Annotated in this window: 22 protein-coding genes and 1 pseudogene; 14 read left to right on the forward strand and 9 right to left on the reverse strand. The window is 61.8% G+C overall.

The genetic code is table 11. The features are described from left to right. Genes CP97_RS14855 through CP97_RS14865 form a run of 3 tightly spaced genes read right to left on the reverse strand, consistent with a single transcriptional unit; the run spans position 1 to position 4,008 of the window. Positions 1-2,589, reverse strand: coding sequence for a cbb3-type cytochrome c oxidase subunit I (locus tag CP97_RS14855; RefSeq protein WP_227819755.1), 2,589 nt, complete (start codon positions 2,587-2,589; stop codon positions 1-3). After that, on the reverse strand, positions 2,586-3,614 hold the full coding sequence (locus CP97_RS14860; protein ID WP_149036565.1) for a cytochrome c oxidase subunit II: 1,029 nt from the start codon (positions 3,612-3,614) through the stop codon (positions 2,586-2,588). Before CP97_RS14860 ends, CP97_RS14855 begins: the two co-directional genes overlap by 4 nt. Continuing rightward, the gene (locus CP97_RS14865) at positions 3,604-4,008 is read right to left on the reverse strand and encodes a c-type cytochrome (RefSeq protein ID WP_082863933.1); all 405 of its coding nucleotides are present in this window, start codon (positions 4,006-4,008) and stop codon (positions 3,604-3,606) included. The genes CP97_RS14860 and CP97_RS14865 overlap by 11 nt, the downstream gene beginning before the upstream one ends. A gap of 335 nt (positions 4,009-4,343) precedes the next feature. Between CP97_RS14865 and CP97_RS16780 the strand changes: the two are divergent. Then, a pseudogene (locus CP97_RS16780) lies at positions 4,344-4,565 on the forward strand (hypothetical protein); the annotation flags it as partial. Positions 4,566-4,656: 91 nt separating this feature from the next. Here the strand turns inward: CP97_RS16780 and CP97_RS14875 are convergent. From CP97_RS14875 to CP97_RS16215, 4 genes are all read right to left on the reverse strand, one after another. Further along, the gene (locus CP97_RS14875) at positions 4,657-5,337 is read right to left on the reverse strand and encodes a cytochrome b (RefSeq protein WP_063612581.1); all 681 of its coding nucleotides are present in this window, start codon (positions 5,335-5,337) and stop codon (positions 4,657-4,659) included. Beyond that, positions 5,334-6,068, reverse strand: coding sequence for a cytochrome c oxidase assembly protein (locus tag CP97_RS14880; RefSeq protein WP_063612582.1), 735 nt, complete (start codon positions 6,066-6,068; stop codon positions 5,334-5,336). Before CP97_RS14880 ends, CP97_RS14875 begins: the two co-directional genes overlap by 4 nt. Positions 6,069-6,180: 112 nt before the next feature. After that, positions 6,181-6,840: a protein-L-isoaspartate(D-aspartate) O-methyltransferase gene (locus tag CP97_RS14885; protein ID WP_063612583.1), complete on the reverse strand. Its 660-nt coding sequence runs from the start codon at positions 6,838-6,840 to the stop codon at positions 6,181-6,183. A 7-nt stretch (positions 6,841-6,847) separates the two neighbouring features. Beyond that, on the reverse strand, positions 6,848-7,024 hold the full coding sequence (locus CP97_RS16215; protein WP_149036567.1) for a peptide ABC transporter permease: 177 nt from the start codon (positions 7,022-7,024) through the stop codon (positions 6,848-6,850). A gap of 251 nt (positions 7,025-7,275) precedes the next feature. Here CP97_RS16215 and CP97_RS14890 point away from each other — a divergent pair, with 251 nt between their 5' ends. The 3 genes from CP97_RS14890 to CP97_RS14900 all read left to right on the forward strand — a co-directional run bounded on the left by CP97_RS14890 (position 7,276) and on the right by CP97_RS14900 (position 8,368). Continuing rightward, a complete protein-coding gene (locus CP97_RS14890; protein WP_063612584.1) occupies positions 7,276-7,515 on the forward strand; it encodes a hypothetical protein in 240 nt (79 codons plus the stop codon). A gap of 90 nt (positions 7,516-7,605) precedes the next feature. Further along, complete coding sequence (locus CP97_RS14895) at positions 7,606-8,016, forward strand: hypothetical protein (protein ID WP_063612585.1); 411 nt, start codon at positions 7,606-7,608, stop codon at positions 8,014-8,016. Between the two features lie 7 nt (positions 8,017-8,023). Next, entirely contained in the window at positions 8,024-8,368 is a 345-nt protein-coding gene (locus CP97_RS14900; protein ID WP_063612586.1) for an antibiotic biosynthesis monooxygenase family protein, read from the forward strand. 15 nt (positions 8,369-8,383) lie between these two features. Here CP97_RS14900 and fumC read toward each other — a convergent pair whose 3' ends face one another. Continuing rightward, positions 8,384-9,766: a class II fumarate hydratase gene (gene fumC / locus CP97_RS14905; RefSeq protein WP_063612587.1), complete on the reverse strand. Its 1,383-nt coding sequence runs from the start codon at positions 9,764-9,766 to the stop codon at positions 8,384-8,386. 26 nt (positions 9,767-9,792) lie between these two features. Further along, positions 9,793-10,401 (reverse strand): flavodoxin family protein, encoded by a 609-nt coding sequence (locus tag CP97_RS14910; protein WP_063612588.1) that lies wholly within the window; start codon positions 10,399-10,401, stop codon positions 9,793-9,795. Between the two features lie 314 nt (positions 10,402-10,715). Between CP97_RS14910 and ku the strand changes: the two genes are divergently transcribed. The 10 genes from ku to CP97_RS14965 all read left to right on the forward strand — a co-directional run bounded on the left by ku (position 10,716) and on the right by CP97_RS14965 (position 19,848). After that, positions 10,716-11,537 (forward strand): non-homologous end joining protein Ku, encoded by an 822-nt coding sequence (gene ku / locus CP97_RS14920; RefSeq protein ID WP_063612724.1) that lies wholly within the window; start codon positions 10,716-10,718, stop codon positions 11,535-11,537. Positions 11,538-11,541: 4 nt separating this feature from the next. Next, complete coding sequence (locus tag CP97_RS14925; RefSeq protein WP_063612590.1) at positions 11,542-12,018, forward strand: MgtC/SapB family protein; 477 nt, start codon at positions 11,542-11,544, stop codon at positions 12,016-12,018. Next, the gene (gene ligD, locus CP97_RS14930) at positions 12,015-14,534 is read left to right on the forward strand and encodes a DNA ligase D (protein WP_063612591.1); all 2,520 of its coding nucleotides are present in this window, start codon (positions 12,015-12,017) and stop codon (positions 14,532-14,534) included. Before CP97_RS14925 ends, ligD begins: the two co-directional genes overlap by 4 nt. 147 nt (positions 14,535-14,681) lie before the next feature. Then, the gene (locus tag CP97_RS14935) at positions 14,682-15,551 is read left to right on the forward strand and encodes an SDR family oxidoreductase (protein ID WP_063612592.1); all 870 of its coding nucleotides are present in this window, start codon (positions 14,682-14,684) and stop codon (positions 15,549-15,551) included. A gap of 37 nt (positions 15,552-15,588) precedes the next feature. Then, positions 15,589-15,774 (forward strand): DUF3008 family protein, encoded by a 186-nt coding sequence (locus CP97_RS14940; protein ID WP_063612593.1) that lies wholly within the window; start codon positions 15,589-15,591, stop codon positions 15,772-15,774. 214 nt (positions 15,775-15,988) lie between these two features. Beyond that, positions 15,989-16,216, forward strand: a complete 228-nt coding sequence (locus CP97_RS14945; protein WP_149036568.1) for a hypothetical protein — start codon at positions 15,989-15,991, stop codon at positions 16,214-16,216. A 15-nt stretch (positions 16,217-16,231) separates the two neighbouring features. Further along, on the forward strand, positions 16,232-16,801 hold the full coding sequence (locus CP97_RS14950; protein WP_063612595.1) for a DUF305 domain-containing protein: 570 nt from the start codon (positions 16,232-16,234) through the stop codon (positions 16,799-16,801). Between the two features lie 183 nt (positions 16,802-16,984). Next, complete coding sequence (locus tag CP97_RS14955) at positions 16,985-17,353, forward strand: PRC-barrel domain-containing protein (protein WP_063612596.1); 369 nt, start codon at positions 16,985-16,987, stop codon at positions 17,351-17,353. A gap of 386 nt (positions 17,354-17,739) precedes the next feature. Beyond that, a complete protein-coding gene (locus CP97_RS14960; RefSeq protein ID WP_063612597.1) occupies positions 17,740-18,648 on the forward strand; it encodes a tyrosine-type recombinase/integrase in 909 nt (302 codons plus the stop codon). A gap of 3 nt (positions 18,649-18,651) precedes the next feature. Next, positions 18,652-19,848 carry an IS91 family transposase gene (locus CP97_RS14965; protein ID WP_149036569.1) on the forward strand — a complete coding sequence of 399 codons (1,197 nt, stop codon included), beginning with the start codon at positions 18,652-18,654 and terminating at the stop codon, positions 19,846-19,848. Positions 19,849-20,001 lie beyond the last annotated feature (153 nt).

Here is a 20,001-nt window from a genome sequence, read left to right on the forward strand (position 1 = left end):
TCACCCTCCCGGAAACAGTCGCACGACCAGCGTAATCGCCAGCCCTTGAAGGGCGGCATAACCGATGAATCGTACGACCACGTCAAGCGTCACATTGGTAGGCGCGACCAGCAGACCCCTACCGCTGCGATAGCCGAGATAAAGCGCCATGATTCCAGCGATAATTACGGTGCATGCCTGGAAGGCGAGCAGTGCGAACACCGAGGCGCCTTGCCCGCTAGCTGTCGGCAGCAAGTCGGCCGCGCTCCAACCGCTCCAGTCCCACCAGGTCGCGCCGCACAGCAAGGCCGCACCGAGTGCGGCAGTCAGCCACGGCCCCTGTCCGGGGAATTCGCCTTCAGGCTTGCCGGCCAGGATGCGGCGCGAGAGCCATGCCGCAGCGAGCGCCAGCACGAGCAGAATTGCGATTCCCAAAGTCTGCAGTAGGCCCGGCGGCGCTATCCAGACTTCGGGATGTATCCCATAAAGGTAGAGATAACTGAACAGGGCCATGAATACGATCATGCCCATCACCACGATCAGCGTGTTGAGCGCCCACCAGCCATGGCTGGAAGGGCCGGTGATGGCAATCGGCACGACGATTCCCGCGCCGATATCAGCAGTTTTCTGCTGGATCGGCCGGTCCGTCTCCCACAGCCAGCGCAACACGCAGAACAGTGCAAGTACGCCGCTGAAGGTAGCGAAGGCATAGGCCTGCACTGTCAGGGCGAGGAAAAAGCCTGCCGTGAACACGGCTGCGCTCACAGGCCATGGCGAAGGGCCGGGCATCAATTGCAGGTATTGCGGTTCGGCATTGATGGGGCTGGTTATGATCGTTTCGCGCAGGCCGGTTGCGCTATTGGGCAGGAAATAGCGGCCGTTGGCCACGTCGTCACATATCTCGGGATCGTCCCACAGCGGCTCACGGCCCTTCACAAGCGGGATCGAGCGGGTCGAATACATCCCCGTCGGCAGCCATTCCAGCGTTCCGCCGCCATAGATATTGCCCGCATCGTGATTGGTGGTGAAGCGAAAGCGGCGCGCGAGGTCGAACAGGAACAGCAGCACACCGGCGGCGATCACGAAGGCGCCCATGGTGGAAACAAGGTTGGGAATGTCCAGCCCGCGCTCCGGCAGGTAGGTATAGACCCGCCTTGGCATGCCTAGAAAACCGGTCAAATGCATCGGCAGGAAGGTGATGTGCAGGCCGGTGAACATCAGCCAGAAGACCCATTTGCCCAACCGCTCCGACAGCGGATTGCGGCTTGTCATGCCGTTCCAGTAGTAGAACGCGGCGAACATGGGAAACACCATGCCGCCCAGCAGCACGTAGTGCAGGTGCGCAACGATGAAATAGGTATCGTGTACCTGCCAGTCGAAGGGGACCATTCCCACCATCACGCCGGTCAGCCCGCCCATCACAAAGATCATGATGCTGCCGACCACGAACAGCGCCGGTGTCGACCAGCGGATCTTCCCCGCCGCCAGCGTGGCGATCCAGCAGAACACCTGGATGCCCGCGGGCAAGCTCACCGCCATACTCGCCGCGCTGAAATATCCGGTGGAAACGCGCGGCATGCCGGTTGCGAACATGTGGTGCGCCCACACGCCGAAACTGATGAAGCCGGTCGCTACCAGCGCCAGCACGTTCAGGCGGTAACCGATCAGTTCGGTCCGCGCGCTGGTCGCCACCATCATGCTCATCAGGCCGGCAGCGGGAAGGAAGATGATGTAGACCTCAGGGTGCCCGAAGAACCAGAACAGATGCTGCCACAGCAGCGGATCGCCGCCGCGCGTGGGGTCGAAGAAGGGCCAGTTGAAGGCGCGTTCCAGTTCCAGCAACAGAGTGCCCAGGATCACGCTGGGGAAGGCGATCACGATCATCACTGCGAACACCAGCATGGCCCAGGCGAACATAGGCATCCGGTCCAGCGTCATGCCAGGCGCCCGTGTGCGCAGCACGCCGACAATGATCTCGATAGCCCCGGCGATAGCGCTGATTTCTATGAACCCGATACCTAGCAGCCAGAAATCGGTATTGATCTCCGGGCTGTAGGCGATCGAGGTAAGCGGTGGATACATGAACCAGCCGCCATCGGGCGCCAGCCCCACGAAGATACTGGCGAAAAAGCACAACCCGCCGACGAAATAGGCCCAGAAGGCATAAGCCGAAAGCCGCGGAAACGGCAGGTCGCGCGCGGCGAGCATCTGCGGCAACAGCATGATCCCGATCGCTTCCACCATCGGCACGGCGAACAGGAACATCATCACCGTGCCGTGCATGGTGAAGAACTGGTTGTAGGTCTCCTGTGGCAGGAAATCCTGCAAGGGTGCCGCCAACTGCACCCGCATGCCCAGAGCCAATATACCAGCCAGCAGGAAGAACAGGAACGCCGTGGCGACGTAGAAAAAGCCGATATAGTTGTTGTTGACGACCGTCAGCAGCCCCCAGCCCCTGGGGTTGTCCCAGATCCGTTCGAGCTCCTTAACCTCGCGTTCCGGACGCGGATCCTTCGTCGGAAATCGCTCGTACAGCCTATGGTCGAAGCCGGTTTCGGACGTGCGACCGGCCATGGCCTCGCGCGTATCTTTCACCGGGGGTCCGCTCATCGTTGCTGCTCGAGCCAGATGGCGATGGCCTCCAGCTCCTCGGCCGAAAGCATGTCGTAACTGGGCATGCGATTGCCGGGTTTGATCGACTGGCTGTCACCAATCCAGCCGATCATGGTCCCGCGATTGTTGGGGAGGATGCCAGCGCCAAGCGACAAGCGACTGCCGATGTAAGTCAGGTCCGGTCCGGTAAGGCCGTTCGCCTCGGTACCTGCAACCCGATGGCAAGCCGCGCATCCGCTGGCCATGAACAGTTCTCTTCCGTCCGGCCCATCCGGCACGTCGGCAATCGGCGCTGGCGTCGCAAGTGCTGGCAAATCGCCGGGCACATCCTGTTCGGCCGCAGCAGGAATGGGGGTCGTGCGCGCCGTCCACCATTCTTCCCACGCTGCGGCATCGTGCGCGAGGGTGACGAAACCCATCAGTGCGTGAGGACCTCCACAATACTCTGCGCAGACGCCACCGAAACGCCCCGGCCGGTCAGCCTGGATGACGAGCTCATTGGTCCTGCCGGGGATCATGTCGCGCTTGCCAGAGAGGTTAGGCACCCAGAAACTGTGAATTACGTCGCCGCTCTCCAATTCCAAAACCACCGGCTGGTCGACAGGCAAATGCAGTTCGTTGGCATCGCGCAACACCACGTTGCCCCTTTCATCAAGGTATTCGACATCGAACCACCACATATAACCGGTCACCCGTATGCGCATTGCATCGTCGGGAACGGGCTCGGTCAATGATGCCGTTAGCGTAAGGCCCCAGACCAGCAGGCCCGTCAACACTACGCCGGGGAAGGCGATGCCTCCGATCCAGACCGCCTTTTCGCCTCCCAGCTTTCTCTTGAATCGGTCGGGACCACGGATGGCCACATAAAGCGCGCCGACCACGATTGCCGTTACGACCACGCCTATGCCGATAAGCGCCCAGGCCAGCACCAGCACGCTATCGGCATAGGGACCGGCCGGGTCCAGCACCGGAGGCGGCCAGCCCCACCATGCATCAAAGACAGTGCTAGTGCTAATCATCATCCAGACCGTAGAGATATGCGGCAACATCGCGTGCTTCGGCTTCGCTCAGCGGCATGGGCGGCATCAGTGATCCGGGTTTCGCTTCCGGTGCATTGCGGACGAAGGCAGCCAGGTTCTCCGGGCTATTGGCCAGCGCGCCAGCAATCGGCCCGAAGTCGTCGAACCCCACCAGTGATGGCCCCGTGCGGCCCTCCGGCCAGGAAATACCCGGTATTTCATGACAAGCGGCGCAGCCCACGCGTTCTATAGCAGCCTTGCCTCGCGCTGTCGCTTCCGCGTCGGGAGCGTAACGTGATGCAGGCGGCTCATGACACGCTGCGGGCACGAGCGATAGCGGGACCATCGCAAGGGCAAAGTTCGACCGCTGCCAGAATGCGCCGGACGATCCGCTCATGTGATTGGATCCCTCATGAGTTTGGGAACCGGCGGGTTTGGTCAAATGTTCCCGACACAATGCAGAAATTGCTGATTATCACTTCCCTCCCGATACTGTTGCTCGGCCTTATTGCCTGTGCCGAGAATGAACCCGCGCAGGATCGGTACGAGGCAAGTGGAGAACTGATTGCCCTTTCTGGTGCCGACGCCGGGGCGGCAGGCGCCTGTGTCAGCTGTCACGGACTCGATGGGCAGGGGGACGGAAACCTCTCACCGAGACTGGCTGGCCTTGATCCGGGTTACTTCGTGCGGCAGCTGGACTATTTCGCCAATGGCCGACGGCGGCATGACCAGATGACCTGGATCGCCGATCACTTGGACTGGCCAGCACGGCAACGAGTTGCGGATTACTATGGCGATTTACCGATCCCAGTTGAGGCCGTCACAGTTGCGCGGGAAGAGGATTGCGCTGTTGCGGAGTTGTACCAGCAAGGCGATCCGGACCGAGGAATCGAGCCATGTGCCAGTTGCCACGGTGAAAACGGCGCGGGGGTCGGACCGGGCAATCCTGCTCTTGCTGCCCAGCCCGCAGCCTATCTGGAAGCACAGCTGCACGCATGGGCTTCTGGCGAACGATACGGCGATCCGGGCGATGCCATGCTGCGCATCAGCCAGCGTCTGACCGCGAGGGAGATGGCGCATCTGGGCGGCTATAGTTCGGCCCTCCCGGGTGCCAGTGGGTATCCGGGACCTCGGGCAGCATGCCCTCGAGCACGTCGTCCCGATCCAGAAAGTGGTGCTTGAGCGCCGCGATCACGTGGAGCGGGATCAGCCCGGCAAGCAGGATTGCCGCCGCGACGTGAACGTCGCCGGCCAAATCTAGCATGCGAAACTGCATTTCAGGCGACAGGTCCTGAAAGGGCATGGCGGGAACCGGGACCAGCCCGGCAAGGTTGAGATCGCGTGCCGGCTGGATCGCTGACCACATCATCCACCCCGAAATCGGCAGGACGGCAAAGAGGGCGTAGAAGAGGAAATGGGTGGCATGGGCGACTTTCGTTGGCCATCCTGGCGTGTCCGCATCGTTGATCGGCCCCGGCACGATCAGCCGCCAAAGCAACCTCAGGGCACCCATGACCAGCAGCGTCAAACCGATTTCGGAATGCAAGGCATATGCATCAAGCTTGTCGGCTCCGGCCAGATAACGCTGCATCCACCAGCCCGAAAAGAGCTGGAAGATCACCACAGCGGCCATGATCCAGTGAAAAGCAACGCCCACCGGCGTGTATTTGCCTCGCGCGCGATAACTTTCCGACCACTCGCGCCATTGCTGAACCCAGGGTTTCATCGCAGGGTCGCGGGTTGCAGTGAGCGATAGAGCGTGAGGACTGCCGCTAGCAAATAAATCGCGGAGGCCGGGGCCCACATGATAAGCCCGGCGATCTGCTGGTCTTCCAGGGGAGAGAAACCCCATGCAGCGGTGGTCAGATAATGGGGAGCGTAAAAGGCGCTGCCAGCGAATAGCAGCAAGGCCCCCAGAACGCCCATCTGCACCATGGTAGCCAACAGCGCGATGGTTGCCGCGCCTGCCGACGCGCTTCGCAATCGGGCATACCAGAAAGCGGCGGCGCCGGTAATCGTCAACTGCATGGTCCAGAACACCGCATTACTGGAAAGCGCCGCGCCATAGGCTGCGGGAACGTGCCAGAACCAAAATACCAGCGCCTGAAGCGCGGTCGCCAGGGCCAGCATGCCCGGAAGGCGATGACGATGCAGGCCGAAGGCCTCGCTCAGAAATGGCCCCAGCAGTGTGGCAAGCAGGACATGATGGACAGCGCGGGCACTGAACAGCGCCGAGCCAAGCGCGCAGAACGGACTGACGAACAGAAGGGCCGTCAAAGCAATCGCCGCCTGTCCGCAGCGATGACGCATCGCCGAGACACCACGGTGACGTGCGAGTAGCACTGATGCAGCGGCGAGGATCAACAAGAGCACCGGATCCAGGTTCCAGCGCGCCAACCACTCGTCTGGCAAGGGTGCAGCGCCGCAATATGGCAACCAGATTGTCGGTCCGTTCATGTCAAGCTTCCTGCATGCCGGTTCCTCTGATCTACGAAGCAGGCCGAAGGAATGTTCCCGGCTGCGGAATTCGAGGGATGGGGAAGGCGCGCCGTAGAGGTCCGAGCGCAGTTTATGCCGAAGTCTGTGCGCCGCTTTCCCTCTGCAGCAAGGGAACGAACCGGACCGGGCCGAGCCTGGTCTGGATGAACTGGTCGGTTGCACACCGCACGATCAGCACCATGGTTTGAGACGCGATATCGCCGACCGGCATGACAAGCCTGCCACCGATTACCAATTGCTGCTTGAGCGCCTCCGGCACAGCGGGCGCAGCAGCCGAAACCAGAATGGAATCGAAAGGTGCGTCCCGAGGGGAGCCGAGGCGGCCATCCCCGCAGCTGATTTCGACATTGGTGTATCCCAGGCCCGCAAGCCGCTCTTTCGCCATAGCCACGAGCGATGCCTCGCACTCGATCGCAATCACCCGCGCGGCAATCCGGCTGATCACCGCCGCTGCATAGCCAGAGCCCGCGCCGACCTCGAGCACCGTGTCACCTGGGCCAATGTCTGCCGTGTCGATCATCGCCGCCACGACATAGGGTTGGGAAATGGTCTGCCCGGAAGCAATCGGAAGTGCGCGATCCTCATAGGCGTTCTCACGCAGGTCCGCAGAGACAAACAGTTCACGCGGCACTTCCACAAAGGCAGCAAGCACGCGCTCCGCGCCGATACCGCGCCGCAGGATCTGCTCCTCTACCATTCGCTTGCGCGCCGCTTCGAAGGTCGCTTCCATGCTGCGCTCAGCCGCCGAAACCGGCGATAGCTGTCACGAGAACGAAGAGAGCAAAGCCTGTCAATCCGGCCAGAAAGACGCCCCGTCTTCGCCTGGTGCGCAGGATGATCTCACCACCACGCGCATCCTGCGAGGAAGTGACGATTCCGGCTTCGGATGATCGCTTGTCGTGTTTCTCCTTCATGGCATGAACCCAACGCGCGCAGGCTTGCGGTCGTTCCGGCAGCCACGCCCACCCGGCCTGCCTGAAAGGCAGGTAGAGTTTCCGGGCAAGGAAGGCCGGTAAGAAACACCCCAGGCGTGGCTTTGTCGGCTGCCTGTTTCGCGCCCCGGATTTGCGCACGACAGGTCCAAGACCCATGACGAGTTTGAAACAATTCATGCCGAAGAGCGTTGAATTATTATCGTCCACATCTCGATAGAAAGGGACGAAATATGTCGATCACAATTTTTGGAATTGCAGCTGCGGCCAGCTTCGTCGCCTCGGTGGCGGCCGGTTTCTGGCTCATGCTTCACCTGAACAGCGTTGCATCAGCCTTTGAGGGCAAAGCCGACCTGGTCGCCTCTGACACACGGGCGCGTCATTCAAAGCAAGAAGTGCAGGTCGCGATTGCTGTCCTGCTTGGAGGTGCGGCGCTGTGCATTGCGTTGGCGATGAGTGTGATCGTGGCCTGATAATAGAAATCGAAACCAAGCGCATTTCTTGCGCATCCGAATTGTCGACGAAGCGCGTCTTGGCCCTTTGTCGGCAGGGAAGGAAATCCAATGATATCCTCCGCCAGAATACCGCTCGCCAGCGCCATTGCCACTTCCTTGGCGGTGGTCGCACTGTCCGGCTGTGCAACCTCCCCGATGGGAACAAGTGCCGAGAGAGGCGAAGCTCGCCTCGCCGATATGCTCGCTGGGCGAACTGCTGGCGAGCCACAAAGCTGCATTTCTGGTTTTGCCGACAATCGCATCACGGTGATCGACGAAACCGCCGTCGTCTACGATGCGGGCGACACGATCTATGTCGCGCGGCCCGACAACCCGCGCTCGCTCGATAGCCAGGACGTGCTCGTCATTGAGCGCACTGGCGGCCAGTTGTGCAAGCAGGATTTCGTGCGCACCGTGGACAGAACCCTTGGCTTCACGACCGGTATCGTTTTCCTTGGTGATTTCGTGCCTTACCGCTGATCAAGCGATGGGAACTGTCGTCGCCACATACTTCTGGGAAATTCGCCCCGGGAAGGAAGAGCAATTCCGTTCGGCATGGCGGCGTGGGACCGAGCTGATCAGGCGCAAGTATGGAAGCCTCGGTTCGCGGCTTCATCGCGCGGTCCGGGACGATGACAAGATTTGCTTCGTCGGTGTAGCCGAATGGCCGGACGAGGCCAGCTGGCGCGAGGCATTCGATGCTGGCATGGCCTATGACGAGCCTGCCACGCGCAAATCCTTCCTCGATGCGATCTGCGCCACTGGAGGTGATCCCATGCTGATGGAAGTAACCGACGACCTGCTTGAGGCCGATCATGGCGAGAACACCTGATTTGCATTTGCCGATTCAGGTCATGCGCTCCGGCCGCACCAGCCGGTCGAAGGTCGCTTCGTCCACCAGCCCCAGTTCCAGCGCCGCCTCGCGCAGGGTGAGCCCCTCGGCATGGGCGTGGGAGGCGATTTTCGCCGCGCTGTCATAGCCAATTTCGGGCGCCAGCGCGGTTACCAGCATCAGCGACTGGTCGACTAGCTGCGCGATCCGTGCGCGGTTAGGTTCGATCCCCTCCACACAGCGCTCGGCAAAGCTGGCCATGCCGGTGGCGAGCAGGTCTATCGCGCGGATAACTGCAGCACCGATTATCGGTTTGAACACGTTGAGTTCGAACGCCCCCTGCATGCCGCCGATGGCGACCGCGTGCTGGTTCCCGATCACCTGCGCCGCTACCATGGTCAGCATCTCGCACTGCGACGGATTGACCTTGCCCGGCATGATCGAGCTTCCCGGCTCGTTGGCCGGCAGGCTCAGTTCACCGAGGCCCGAGCGGGGGCCGGAGGCGAGCCAGCGGATGTCGTTCGCGATCTTGGTCAGCGAAACGGCAAGGGCACCAAGCGCGCCCGACAGCCGCACCAGAGCATCGTTCGAAGCGAGCGCCTCGAACGGGTTTGGATCCGGCGCGAAGTCATATCCCGTCAGGCGCGACAGTTCGGTCGCCATCGCCTTACCGAACCCATCGGGGGCATTGAGACCCGTTCCGACCGCAGTACCGCCCTGCGCCAGCAACCTGACGTCTCCCGCGGCGAAGTCGATGGCCGCGCAATTGGCGTCGAGTTGCGCAACATAACCCGAAAACTCCTGCCCGAGCGTTAGCGGGGTGGCATCCTGCAGATGCGTGCGGCCGATCTTGACCACGCCACCCCATTCCTGCGCCTTGGCATCCAGCGTCGTGCGCAGCCGATCCAGAGCAGGAAGCAGCCGTTCCGCAAGCGCCCGGGTGGTGGCAATATGCAGCGCGGTCGGAAAACTGTCGTTGGAGGACTGGCTCTGGTTCACGTGGTCATTGGGGTGGACCGGATTCTTGCCACCGCGCGTCCCGGTGAGGATCTCGTTGGCACGCCCGGCGATTACCTCGTTCACGTTCATATTGCTGTGCGTCCCGCTGCCGGTCTGCCAGATCGCCAGCGGGAACTGGTCGTCATGCTGCCCCGCGATCACTTCGCGCGCGGCGGTGGCGATGGCATCGGCCAGATCCGCAGGCAGGCCGTGTGCGCGGTTGACGCGCGATGCGGCCAGTTTGACGGTCGCCAGCGCGTGAATGATCTCCAGCGGCATTCGCTCGCGCCCGGCAAAGGGAAAATTGGTCAGGCTGCGCTGCGTCTGCGCGCCCCAGTAGCAGTTGCCCGGTACGTCAACCGGTCCGAGGCTGTCGCTTTCGGTTCGCGTTTCCTGCATGCCAATCCTTTCTCGAGCCGTTCGCGTCAGCCGGGATAGGGAGACCGTTCCAGCAGCCCGGCGAGATGCGCCGCATTGCCTGCGACCATTGCGGCGGTTTGTGTAACCTTGTCGGGCACGGTGTCGAGATCCTTGAAATCGACCGATCCCATCGCCTCGCCGACCCAGTAGCAGGCGGCCACGGCCGGAATGGTAAAGCCCACATCGTTGAGCGCCTGAAAGAGCTGCGCCGAAGAGCAGTGCGCGCCGTCCTCGTTGCCCACGATAGCGGCGACGGCGACCATGGAATAGCTCAGCATGCGCCCTTGGTCGTCGGTCTCGCCAAGAAAGGCATCAAGCCGTTCGAGCACGCGTTTGGCGACGCTGCTGACCTGGCCCATCCAGATCGGCCCGCCGAAGATCAGGATATCGTGTTCGAGCAACTCCTCGCGCAAGGCGGGCCACTCGTCGCCTTCGCCTTCGTCCGACGTGACGCCCGGCTTGATGTCGAGCGAGGCCACTCGGACGGTGCGGGTGACTGCGACCTCGAGTTCTTCGAAGGCGCCGGACAGAACCGAAATCAGGGCATCGGTGGAAGACTCTTCGTCCGGATCGGACTTGAGCGAACAGTTCAGGGCGAGGGCTCTAAGTGGCATGTCTTCCAATCCCCGCGTCCAGCATTTCGTCATCGACGCGATCGGGGGGCGTTTCCTCGGGGCCCCGATCAGGCTTATCGATGTCGGGTGGGACGGGTTCGATCTCGTCGGGCCGGGAGGGTGTGGGCTCCTGCGGCGTCGGTGGCGTTTCGGGGGGAGTGTCCGGCGAGGGGATCTCCGGCTCTGGAGGCGGATTTGTGCTCATGCTCTACCAACGCGCGGGGCAGGCCTTTGTTCAATCGCCTCGCCCCCCGAATGGAACCGATGGCCCCCTTCGCTCGCTTCTTTCTCCTAGAACGCAGGAGATTTTGCAGATGCCGGCACGCGCTTACTGGCAGGGTCAGATCAGGCTGGCGCTGGTTTCGATCCCGGTTGAGATTTACTCGGCCAGCAAATCGGGCGCGAAGATCAGCTTCAACCAAATTCACGAACCGAGCGGCAAGCGCATTTCGTATGAAAAGGTCGTGCCGGGAGTTGGTCCCGTGGATCGCGACGAGATCATCAAAGGCTATGAGATTTCCAAGGGCGAATACGTCCTGCTTGAGGACGAGGAAATCGAGGCAGTTAGGATCGAGAGCCGCAAGACGCTCGAACTCGTGCAGTTCGTCGACACTTGCGAGATCGACCCGCTCTATTTCGAGAAACCCTATTACGTCGCGCCGAAAGATGACCTGGCCGAAGAGGCCTTCATCGTGCTGCGCGAGGCACTGCGGAAGGCGAAGAAAGTCGCATTGGGCCAGCTGTCGGTGCGCGGAAGCGAGAAACTGGTCGCGCTGAAACCATGCGGGAAGGGTCTGTTGCTCGAAACCCTGCGCTATGCCGACGAGGTGCGCCAGGGGCAGGCCTTCTTCTCCGACATCGACGACGCAAAGCCGAAGAAGGAATTGCTCGACCTTGCCACCACGCTGATCGAACAAAAAAGCGCGCCCTTCGACGCTCGCGAATTCGAGGATCGCTATATTGAGGCGCTGCGCAAACTGATCGAAAAGAAGGCTAAATCGGAGAGCGGCAAGGCGATTATCGAGGATGTCGACGAACCCAGCACCTCCGGCGGCAATGTCATCGACCTGATGGCGGCGCTGAAGAAGTCGGTGGGCGGGCAGAAGCCAGCGACCAAGAGCAAGAAGAGCGCGTGATGAGATGGAACTCAACGAACCCGTAATCAGCCATTGGTTTGACCTCGACCTGCTTTCCAGGCTGATTGCTGCAGCGGTGCTGGGGTTGCTGCTGGGGCTGGATCGCGAACTGCGCGGCCATGCTGCGGGTATGCGTACGCACGGGCTGATCTGCTTTGCCGCCGCGGCCATGACCGTCTCGGTCATAGCGCTTTATCAGCAGCTGGGCGGGCAGCGGATGGACCCGCTGCGCGTCTACGAGGCGGCTGGTGCCTTTATCGGCATTATCGGTGCAGGGCTGATCGTGTTCAGCAAGGGGCAGGTCCACAATCTGACCACGGCAGCGCATCTGTGGCTCGCAGCGGTGATCGGCATCGCCTGTGGGGCGGCGCAATGGCCGCTCGTGGCCATCGCTTCGGTCATCAGCCTGTTGGTTCTTACCTTGCTCCGGCTGGTCGAACCAAAGGACAAGGACCGCAAACTTGACGGGAAAGACGAATGAGCCCGCCTGCCGATCCACTTTCCGAATACAATGCCCGTCGCGACTTCGCGAAGACGCCCGAGCCGGCCGGCAAGGCGATGAAAGGTGGCGGGGGCAACCTCTTTATCGTGCAAAAGCACGATGCCACCCGGCTTCACTGGGACTTGCGGCTGGAATTCGATGGCGTGCTCAAGAGCTGGGCCGTCACCAAGGGGCCTTCCCCGGATCCCGACGTCAAGCGGCTGGCGGTCCGCACCGAGGATCATCCTATGTCCTATGCCGAGTTCGAGGGCACGATCCCCAAGGGTGAATACGGCGGCGGCACGGTCATGCTGTGGGATCGCGGCACCTGGTCGCCGGTCGAAGGCAAGAGCGCGAGGGATCTGGACAAGGGGCATCTCCACTTTCGCCTCGAAGGCGAGAGAATGCGCGGCGAATGGCTGCTGATCCGATTGAAGCCGCGCGGCAATGAGAAGCGCGAGAACTGGCTCCTGCGCAAGCTGCAGGACGAGCATGCCGAAACGGGCGACGCGCTGGTGGAGCGCGAACTCACCAGCGTCCTCACGGGCCGGTCGATGGCGGAAATCGCAGCTGACAAAGGCGGCGAGTTTCCGCTGGCCGGCAAGAAGGACGATGCGTTCCTCGCGCAAATGGCCAAGGCTTCGGCTCACAATACCAGGAAGGCGAAGGCGCGCCGGAAGCCAAAGGACGCGCCGCTGCCGAAGTTTCGCAAGCCGCAACTGGCGACGCTGGTCGACCAGGTGCCGACCGGCAATGGCTGGATGCACGAGATCAAGTTCGACGGCTACCGCGCCTTGGTCGCCGCAAAGGGAAAGCAGGTGCGCGTCCATACCCGCCGCGGCAAGGACTGGACCGACAAGTTCGGCCCCCTCGTCGATGCCGTTGCTGCATTAGATTTGCCCAGCTGCCTGATCGACGGGGAAATCGTGGCGGTGGATGCCAAGGGCAATCCCGATTTTTCAACCCTGCAAGGTATGCTCAAGCGCGGCCATGGCAGCCAGTCGCAGGGTGATGCACTGCAGTTCCACGCCTTCGACCTGCTGGAACTGGCGGGAGAGGATCTGGCCGCCCTGCCCAATATCGAGCGCAAGGAACGGCTCGAGGCGCTGCTCGGCACGGCAGAGCCACCGGTGTTCGTGGCCGATCACGTGATCGGTGCAGGCGAGAAGCTGTACCGTTCGATGTGCGACGCCGGCCAGGAAGGCATCATCTCCAAGACGGTCGACGGGCGCTATTCTGGGCGGCGCGGGCGCAGCTGGGTGAAAGCGAAATGTACCCGGCGGCAAGAGTTCGTCATCATCGGCTGGAAGGCTTCAAGCGCGAAGAGACGACCGTTCTCCTCGCTGCTGATGGCGCAGCACGAGGGAGGCGAACTGGTCTATAAGGGCAATGTCGGCACCGGCTTTTCCAGTGACGACCTCGACGCGCTGGCGGCAAAGCTGAAGCGGATCGAGCGCAAGACCCCGCCGGCCGAAGTCGACAAGGCAAGCAGCCGGGGCGTGACCTGGGTGACGCCGCAACTCGTCGCCGAGGTGGCCTTCTCCGAATTTACCGGGGACGGCAATATCCGGCACGGCAGTTACCTCGGGCTGCGCGGCGACAAGCAGGCGAGCGAAGTAAGGCCAGAGCGCGCTGCAGCGGCGCCCGCACCAAAAGGCGAGGTGAAGATCAGTAGCCGGGACAGGGTGATCTTTCCCGACAGCGGCCAGACCAAGGGCGCGCTGGCGGACTATTACACCGCTATCGCCCCTGCCATGCTGCCCTTCGCCGCCAACCGCCCGCTCAGCCTGGTGCGCTGCCCGCAGGGGCGGGCGAAGAAGTGCTTTTTCCAGAAGCACGACAGCGGTGCTTTCGGCGATGCAGTGCAGCATGTTCCCATCACGGAAAAGAACGGCGGGACCGAGGATTATCTCTATATCGAAAACGTCCGCGGCATCCTGCAATGCGTACAGATGGGCACGATAGAGTTTCACGGCTGGGGCGTCCGAAGTAGCAATGTAGAAGCGCCCGACCGGATGGTCTTCGACCTTGACCCCGATGAGGGGCTCGACTTCGGCGACGTCAAGCAAGCCGCGCGCGACATCCGCGATCGGCTCTCCGACATGGGACTGGTCAGCTTCGCCATGCTGTCGGGAGGCAAGGGCGTGCACGTGGTCGTCCCGCTCACTCCCGACCACTCGTGGGAAGCGCACAAGGACTTCGCCCGCCGCTTCGCCGAAGCCCTGAGCATGGCCGAGCCCGAGCGGTTCACTGCAACCATGAGCAAGGCCAAGCGCAAGGGGAAGATTTTTATCGACTGGCTGCGCAATCAGCGCGGCAGCACGGCGGTGGTGCCCTATTCTGCTCGTGCCCGCAGCGGCGCCACCGTGGCTGTTCCGATCGGCTGGAATGAGCTCAAGGACATGGCCGACGCCCACCCCTTCAGCATCGATGATTCCAAACTTTTGGGCGATCGCGCAGAGAGCAAGACCTTGGCCGGCTGGGGCTTTGCCGAGCAATCCCTGCCCGACGTATGATCCCGTCATTCAAAAGGCATAGTGGTTCGTCGCGCCTTGGCCACGCTTGGCACCATTCTGGAAACTTCAGTGCCCGCCGCACCGTTGGTAGCTTGAGCTCAACAAAAGGTTGGGTTGCCCCAACACCAACTGGAAGCTTCAACCGCTATGACCGAAACCGATACCTTTCAGCCCGAAATCGATGAGCAGCCGCGTATGCCCGGCGCCGAAGCCGCCATGGACGACAAACCCGACTGGCATCCTCGCTTTCCAGGTTCCGGCCGGCTGGAAGGCAAGGTTGCCATCGTGACCGGCGCAGACAGTGGCATTGGCAGAGCTGTCACAGCCCTTTTTGCGCGCGAGGGCGCTGACATCACGATCGTATATTTCGCCGATGAAGAAACCGAGGACGCCGAAAAGACCAAGGTGATCGTTGAAGAGGAGGGTAGACAGGCGATCTGCCTGCAGGGCGACCTTGGCCGCCAGGATTTTGCGGACAAGGTTGTCGCGGCCACGATCGATCGGTTCGAAAGACTGGATATCCTAATCAATAACGCCGGTGAGCAGCATCCGGATGAAGAAATCGAAGATATTACCGAGGAGCAACTGCAACGGACGTTCCAGACCAATATCTTCTCGATGTTCTTTATGGTGCAGGCCGCCCGGCCGCATCTCGCCAGGGGCAGCGCCATCGTCAATTGCACCAGCGTGACGATGTACAAGGGCTCGGACAATTTGCTCGACTATTCCGCTACCAAAGGCGCGATCACGGCCTTTACTCGCTCGCTGTCGGAGAACCTCATCGACGATGGCATCCGTGTGAATGCCGTCGCGCCCGGCCCGATCTGGACTCCGCTCAACCCGTTTGGCGGCCAGCCGCCCGAGGACATGGATGATTTCGGCAAGAATACCCCGATGGGACGCCCCGGCCAGCCTAATGAGGTCGCGCCGGCGTTCCTGTTCCTGGCTTGCGACGACGCCAGCTACATGTCCGGGCAGGTCTTGCACCCCAATGGCGGCATTATCGTTACCAGCTAAAAGCCCCACGAAAAATCAGGTTCAGAAGGAGAGTATCATGCCCGCCCAATCAAAGGCTCAGCAAAAAGCCGCCGGAGCTGCGCTCAGCGCCAAACGCGGCGATACCAAGGTCAGCGAATTGCAGGGTGCATCCAAGGAGATGTACGACTCGATGAGCGAAGACGAGCTGGAAGACATGGCCAGCACCAAGCACAAAGGGAAACCCGAACACAAAGGCGATTGATCGTCTCTCCAAATGACCGATCCATCGGAATATGCCGCAGGAGGTTCGACTCCCCACGGACAAGGTGGTATAAGCCCGGTCGACGGTTGCGGTTTTCAACCACATCGGCTCTTCGTGGTCCCGGCTATCGCCCGCAACCTATCCGCTTCATGCGTCTGGCCGATATTTTCCACTTGGCAGGTCATCCTTGCCGAGCGGAATGTTGGAGGCCCAAATGCGCGATTATGAACTCCGCTTCCAGGATGGAAGCACAGAGAATCCGAAAACTATCACGTTCCAAAGCGAGGATGCCCACGAGGCGTTTTCAATTCTCGAACAAGAAAAACCATCCGGTCCGGCTGAGCTTCGCGACGGCGATCGATCGCTAGGTACAATCACGCAGTCATCAAGTGGTGGCTGGATTCTAGACGTTAGCGAAAACTCCGACAAGTCGCGCAGTTAAAGGCAAGCGTCGCTCATGCAAAAATCTGAGCAGGAGAAGTCGAACTACGCGCGCTTTATGGCGATGATAGGAACGTCGTCCGTCGTGATGTTCGTTCTCATGTATCTCAACACCTATGCCTTGCCTCACGTCTTCTGGAGCGAGACACGCTTCTGGATGGCATTCGTGATGGGCGCGGCGATGGCCGTGGTGATGCTGCTGTTCATGCGGGGCATGTACCGGAACCGCAAAAAGAACTGGATCATTCTTGGCGTTGCGCTGGCGGTTTTTGCCGGTGCCTTGTTTCTCGTCCGCAGCCAGGTGAGCGTGACTGATCGCGAATATATGTCAGCCATGATTCCGCACCACTCTATTGCCGTTCTTACCAGTGAACGGGCACAGATCGAGGATGCGCGTGTGCGCGAACTGGCCAATGGCATTATTCGCGCCCAGCGCAAGGAAATCGCCGAGATGAATTGGCTGATCGACGACATCAGAACCAATGGCGTGGCCGCCACCACGGAGGCCGCCAATGCACGGCCCATCCCCGAGTTCGAAGGATTTTTAAACGAGGGTGACCAAGGTGGCGCCTTGACGACAGAATGACAACTCGCGCCTTGGAGCCGGGAGACGCGCCCGGTTCTTCGGTTGAACTTGCTTCGAGCGCTGTCTGTCCCATAGTCCGTCGAGGGGTGCAACGATTTCTGACCTAATTGGTTGTTTTCATGAGGCTTGAGTGGGTCCTGCAATTCTGCTGGCTCGCGAATGTCCTGAAAATGGAGACGACCAATGCAAACCCAAACCCAAACTTCGCAAGAATGCATTTCGAGCGATCGCGTCGAAGGAACTGCGGTCTACGGCTCGGATGGTGACAAGATTGGATCAGTCGATTGCATTATGATCGAGAAGCGAAGCGGACAGGCGCGCGAGGCGATCCTCGACGTTGGCGGCTTTCTCGGAATGGGCGGTAGCCGACATGCCGTGCCATGGCAGAAGCTGGACTACGATGTCGACCAGGGCGGATACAAGCTCGACGTGACCGAAGAGCAACTGAAAGAAGCCCCTTCCTTCCAGGATAGTGATCGCGAGCAGGCACTCTCTGACCGAACGCATCGTGCTGCGGTCTATGACTATTACGCGACGCCCGTGTATTGGTAGGCAAGCCGCGTGGCCGGATCCTTCGTAGGGTTCCGGCACGCTACACACCCGCAAGTCCATAAATTTGGGGACTGGAAGCTTGGACTGGTATGAGTAGCCACTGGGCGAATTTTCTGGCCGATGTTCAAAGCAATTACTGAGGAGTGAAAGTCGAAGGCGGGTCAATAGTCCGCTTTCTTGTCTCCGCCGTGTTGAACCGGACAGTCTCCTTGCGGCCCAATTCCAGTCATATAATTCGAAAGACCTCAATGGGCAGCTTCTGGGCCGCAGCACGAACCCGCTTCGCGGGAGGGGTGCTGTCGGCGATGGTGATGCCGAGTCACGGGCGTAGCGGGTAGATCGAACAAGGCCGAGCATTGCGGCTCCTTCAACAAAGGAGTCGAACGATGAACGAGATTATTCCGATTGGGCCGGTCAGCCCGCTGCGCCAGCGGCTGATCGAGGATATGACGATGCGCCGGTTCAGTCCGGAGACGCAGCGTAATTATTTGCGCGATGTCGGGCGGTTCGCGACCTGGCTGGGTCGCTCGCCGCATACCGCCACGGCCGAGGATGTGCGGCGGTTCCAGATCGAGCAGCGGGAAGCAGGCGTTCCGGCGCCAACCATGAACAGCATCGTCGCGGCGCTGCGGTTCTTCTTCATGCATGCGCTCGACCGGCCCGAGCTCGCGCGCAAGCTGGTCCGCACCGCGCATGCCCGCAAGATCCCGGTGGTCCTGACCCAGCCCGAGGTGAAGCGGCTGCTCGATGCCACCACCTGTCTCAAGCACCAGGCCGCGTTGTCGGTCGCCTATGGTGCGGGCCTGCGCGTCGGTGAGGTCTCGGCGCTCAAGGTGCGCGATATTGACAGCAAGCGCATGCTGCTCAGGATCGAGCGCGGCAAAGGCGGGCGCTATCGCAATGCCATGCTGCCCGAAGGTCTGCTCGTGCTGCTGCGTGACTGGTGGCGCGCCGGGCGGCAACAGGGTGTGCTCCATGCCGATGGCTGGCTCTTTCCAGGTCAGAGCGCGACACTGCCGATCAGCACTCGCCAGCTCCACCGGGTCGTCGTTCAGGCGGCAGAGGCAGCCGATATCGCCAAGCGGGTGGGGCCGCACACCCTGCGGCACAGCTTCGCCACCCACCTGCTCGAGGACGGGGTCGATATCCGCGTCATCCAGGCACTGCTCGGTCACGCCAAGCTGGGCACCACCGCCTTCTACACCCAGGTGGCTACCAAGACGATGCGGGCGGTGGTCAGCCCGCTCGACCGTCTCGCGCTGGCCGGACCGGACAAGGAGGCACCGAGCGGTTGAGGGCTGGTGCGCACCTCGCTCGAGGTCGCCGACGTCTTCCGTGCCGCCGGGCCAGCCTACCGAACCGCCCATGCCGGACGCCTGAGCCTGCATCAGCTCAAGGTCATGTCGGCGATCGAACACTGCCGCACCGCAGCGCTGGGCGGGCACGTCGAGGCCTGCACCGACTGCGGCCATTGGCGGATCGCCTACAACTCCTGCCGCAACCGCCACTGCCCCAAGTGCCAGGGCGCCGCCGCACAGACCTGGCTCGCCGCGCGCGAGGCCGACCTGCTGCCGGTCGGCTATTTCCACGTCGTGTTCACGCTCCCCGCCGAGATCTCCGCCATCGCGTTCCACAACAAGGCGCTGATCTACGACCTGCTGTTCAAGACCGCTTCGGAGACGATGCTCACCATCGCCGCCGACCCCAGGCATCTCGGCGCCCGGATCGGCATCACCGCCGTACTCCACACCTGGGGCTCGGCGATGACCCACCATCCGCACATTCACATGATCGTGCCAGGCGGCGGCCTGTCGCCGGATGGGGAGCGATGGATATCGTCCCGCCCGGCGTTCCTCCTGCCGGTGCGGGTGCTGGGTGCACTCTTCCGCCGCCTGTTCCTCACCCGGCTGCTGGCCCTGCACGACACCGGCAAGCTCGCCTTCTTCGGCCAGCTGAAGCCTCTCGCAGACCGGCGCGCCTTCCTGCGCCACCTGTCACCGGTCAGGAAGAAGCGCTGGGTGGTCTATGCAAAGCCGCCGTTCGCCGGACCCGAAGCGGTACTCGCCTATCTCTCGCGCTACACCCACCGGGTCGCCATCTCGAACAGTCGGCTCCTCCGGTTCGACGAGGGCGGTGTCACATTCCGCTACAAGGACTACCGCCGCACCGGCGCCGACCGCCAGCAGGTGATGACGCTCAGCGCCGACGAGTTCATCCGCCGCTTCCTGCTGCACTGCCTGCCGCGCGGGTTCCACCGCATCCGCCACTATGGTTTGCTCGCCGGCAGCACCCGTAAGGCCCGCCTCGAACGCGCCCGCCAACTACTCGCGGTTGCACCGCCTGCCGTCGACGAGGCGCCCGTCGAACCGCCCGATCCGCACCCGCCATGCCCGTGCTGCGGCGGGCGCATGGTCGTTATCGAGACCTTCCAGCGCTGCCATCCGCCACGCGGTCCGCCGAGCGCAGCCGCTCCATCCGGGCACCCTGCGCCGTGACCCGGCACGGCACGGCAATATTCTACCCCGCCGCAGCCACGCTTACGGCGGCGATGACGTCCGCATATTACCTGCCCAAAAGCGGTAGTCGCATCACCAAAATCGGACAAACCGGCGTCCTACGGCTGCTTTGTCATCGCAAAATCGGACGGG

It is taken from the genome of Aurantiacibacter atlanticus (genome assembly GCF_001077815.2).
In the GTDB taxonomy this organism is placed as follows: Bacteria; Pseudomonadota; Alphaproteobacteria; order Sphingomonadales; family Sphingomonadaceae; genus Alteraurantiacibacter; species Alteraurantiacibacter atlanticus.

Bases quoted from the DNA above. Each gene is read 5' to 3' on its own strand.
- CP97_RS14855 (WP_227819755.1), bottom strand. From the start codon at position 2,589: ATGAGCGGACCCCCGGTGAAAGATACGCGCGAGGCCATGGCCGGTCGC.
- CP97_RS14860 (WP_149036565.1), bottom strand. From the start codon at position 3,614: ATGATGATTAGCACTAGCACTGTCTTTGATGCATGGTGGGGCTGGCCG.
- CP97_RS14865 (WP_082863933.1), bottom strand. From the start codon at position 4,008: ATGAGCGGATCGTCCGGCGCATTCTGGCAGCGGTCGAACTTTGCCCTT.
- CP97_RS14875 (WP_063612581.1), bottom strand. From the start codon at position 5,337: ATGAAACCCTGGGTTCAGCAATGGCGCGAGTGGTCGGAAAGTTATCGC.
- CP97_RS14880 (WP_063612582.1), bottom strand. From the start codon at position 6,068: ATGAACGGACCGACAATCTGGTTGCCATATTGCGGCGCTGCACCCTTG.
- CP97_RS14885 (WP_063612583.1), bottom strand. From the start codon at position 6,840: ATGGAAGCGACCTTCGAAGCGGCGCGCAAGCGAATGGTAGAGGAGCAG.
- CP97_RS16215 (WP_149036567.1), bottom strand. From the start codon at position 7,024: ATGAAGGAGAAACACGACAAGCGATCATCCGAAGCCGGAATCGTCACT.
- CP97_RS14890 (WP_063612584.1), top strand. From the start codon at position 7,276: ATGTCGATCACAATTTTTGGAATTGCAGCTGCGGCCAGCTTCGTCGCC.
- CP97_RS14895 (WP_063612585.1), top strand. From the start codon at position 7,606: ATGATATCCTCCGCCAGAATACCGCTCGCCAGCGCCATTGCCACTTCC.
- CP97_RS14900 (WP_063612586.1), top strand. From the start codon at position 8,024: ATGGGAACTGTCGTCGCCACATACTTCTGGGAAATTCGCCCCGGGAAG.
- fumC (WP_063612587.1), bottom strand. From the start codon at position 9,766: ATGCAGGAAACGCGAACCGAAAGCGACAGCCTCGGACCGGTTGACGTA.
- CP97_RS14910 (WP_063612588.1), bottom strand. From the start codon at position 10,401: ATGCCACTTAGAGCCCTCGCCCTGAACTGTTCGCTCAAGTCCGATCCG.
- ku (WP_063612724.1), top strand. From the start codon at position 10,716: ATGCCGGCACGCGCTTACTGGCAGGGTCAGATCAGGCTGGCGCTGGTT.
- CP97_RS14925 (WP_063612590.1), top strand. From the start codon at position 11,542: ATGGAACTCAACGAACCCGTAATCAGCCATTGGTTTGACCTCGACCTG.
- ligD (WP_063612591.1), top strand. From the start codon at position 12,015: ATGAGCCCGCCTGCCGATCCACTTTCCGAATACAATGCCCGTCGCGAC.
- CP97_RS14935 (WP_063612592.1), top strand. From the start codon at position 14,682: ATGACCGAAACCGATACCTTTCAGCCCGAAATCGATGAGCAGCCGCGT.
- CP97_RS14940 (WP_063612593.1), top strand. From the start codon at position 15,589: ATGCCCGCCCAATCAAAGGCTCAGCAAAAAGCCGCCGGAGCTGCGCTC.
- CP97_RS14945 (WP_149036568.1), top strand. From the start codon at position 15,989: ATGCGCGATTATGAACTCCGCTTCCAGGATGGAAGCACAGAGAATCCG.
- CP97_RS14950 (WP_063612595.1), top strand. From the start codon at position 16,232: ATGCAAAAATCTGAGCAGGAGAAGTCGAACTACGCGCGCTTTATGGCG.
- CP97_RS14955 (WP_063612596.1), top strand. From the start codon at position 16,985: ATGCAAACCCAAACCCAAACTTCGCAAGAATGCATTTCGAGCGATCGC.
- CP97_RS14960 (WP_063612597.1), top strand. From the start codon at position 17,740: ATGAACGAGATTATTCCGATTGGGCCGGTCAGCCCGCTGCGCCAGCGG.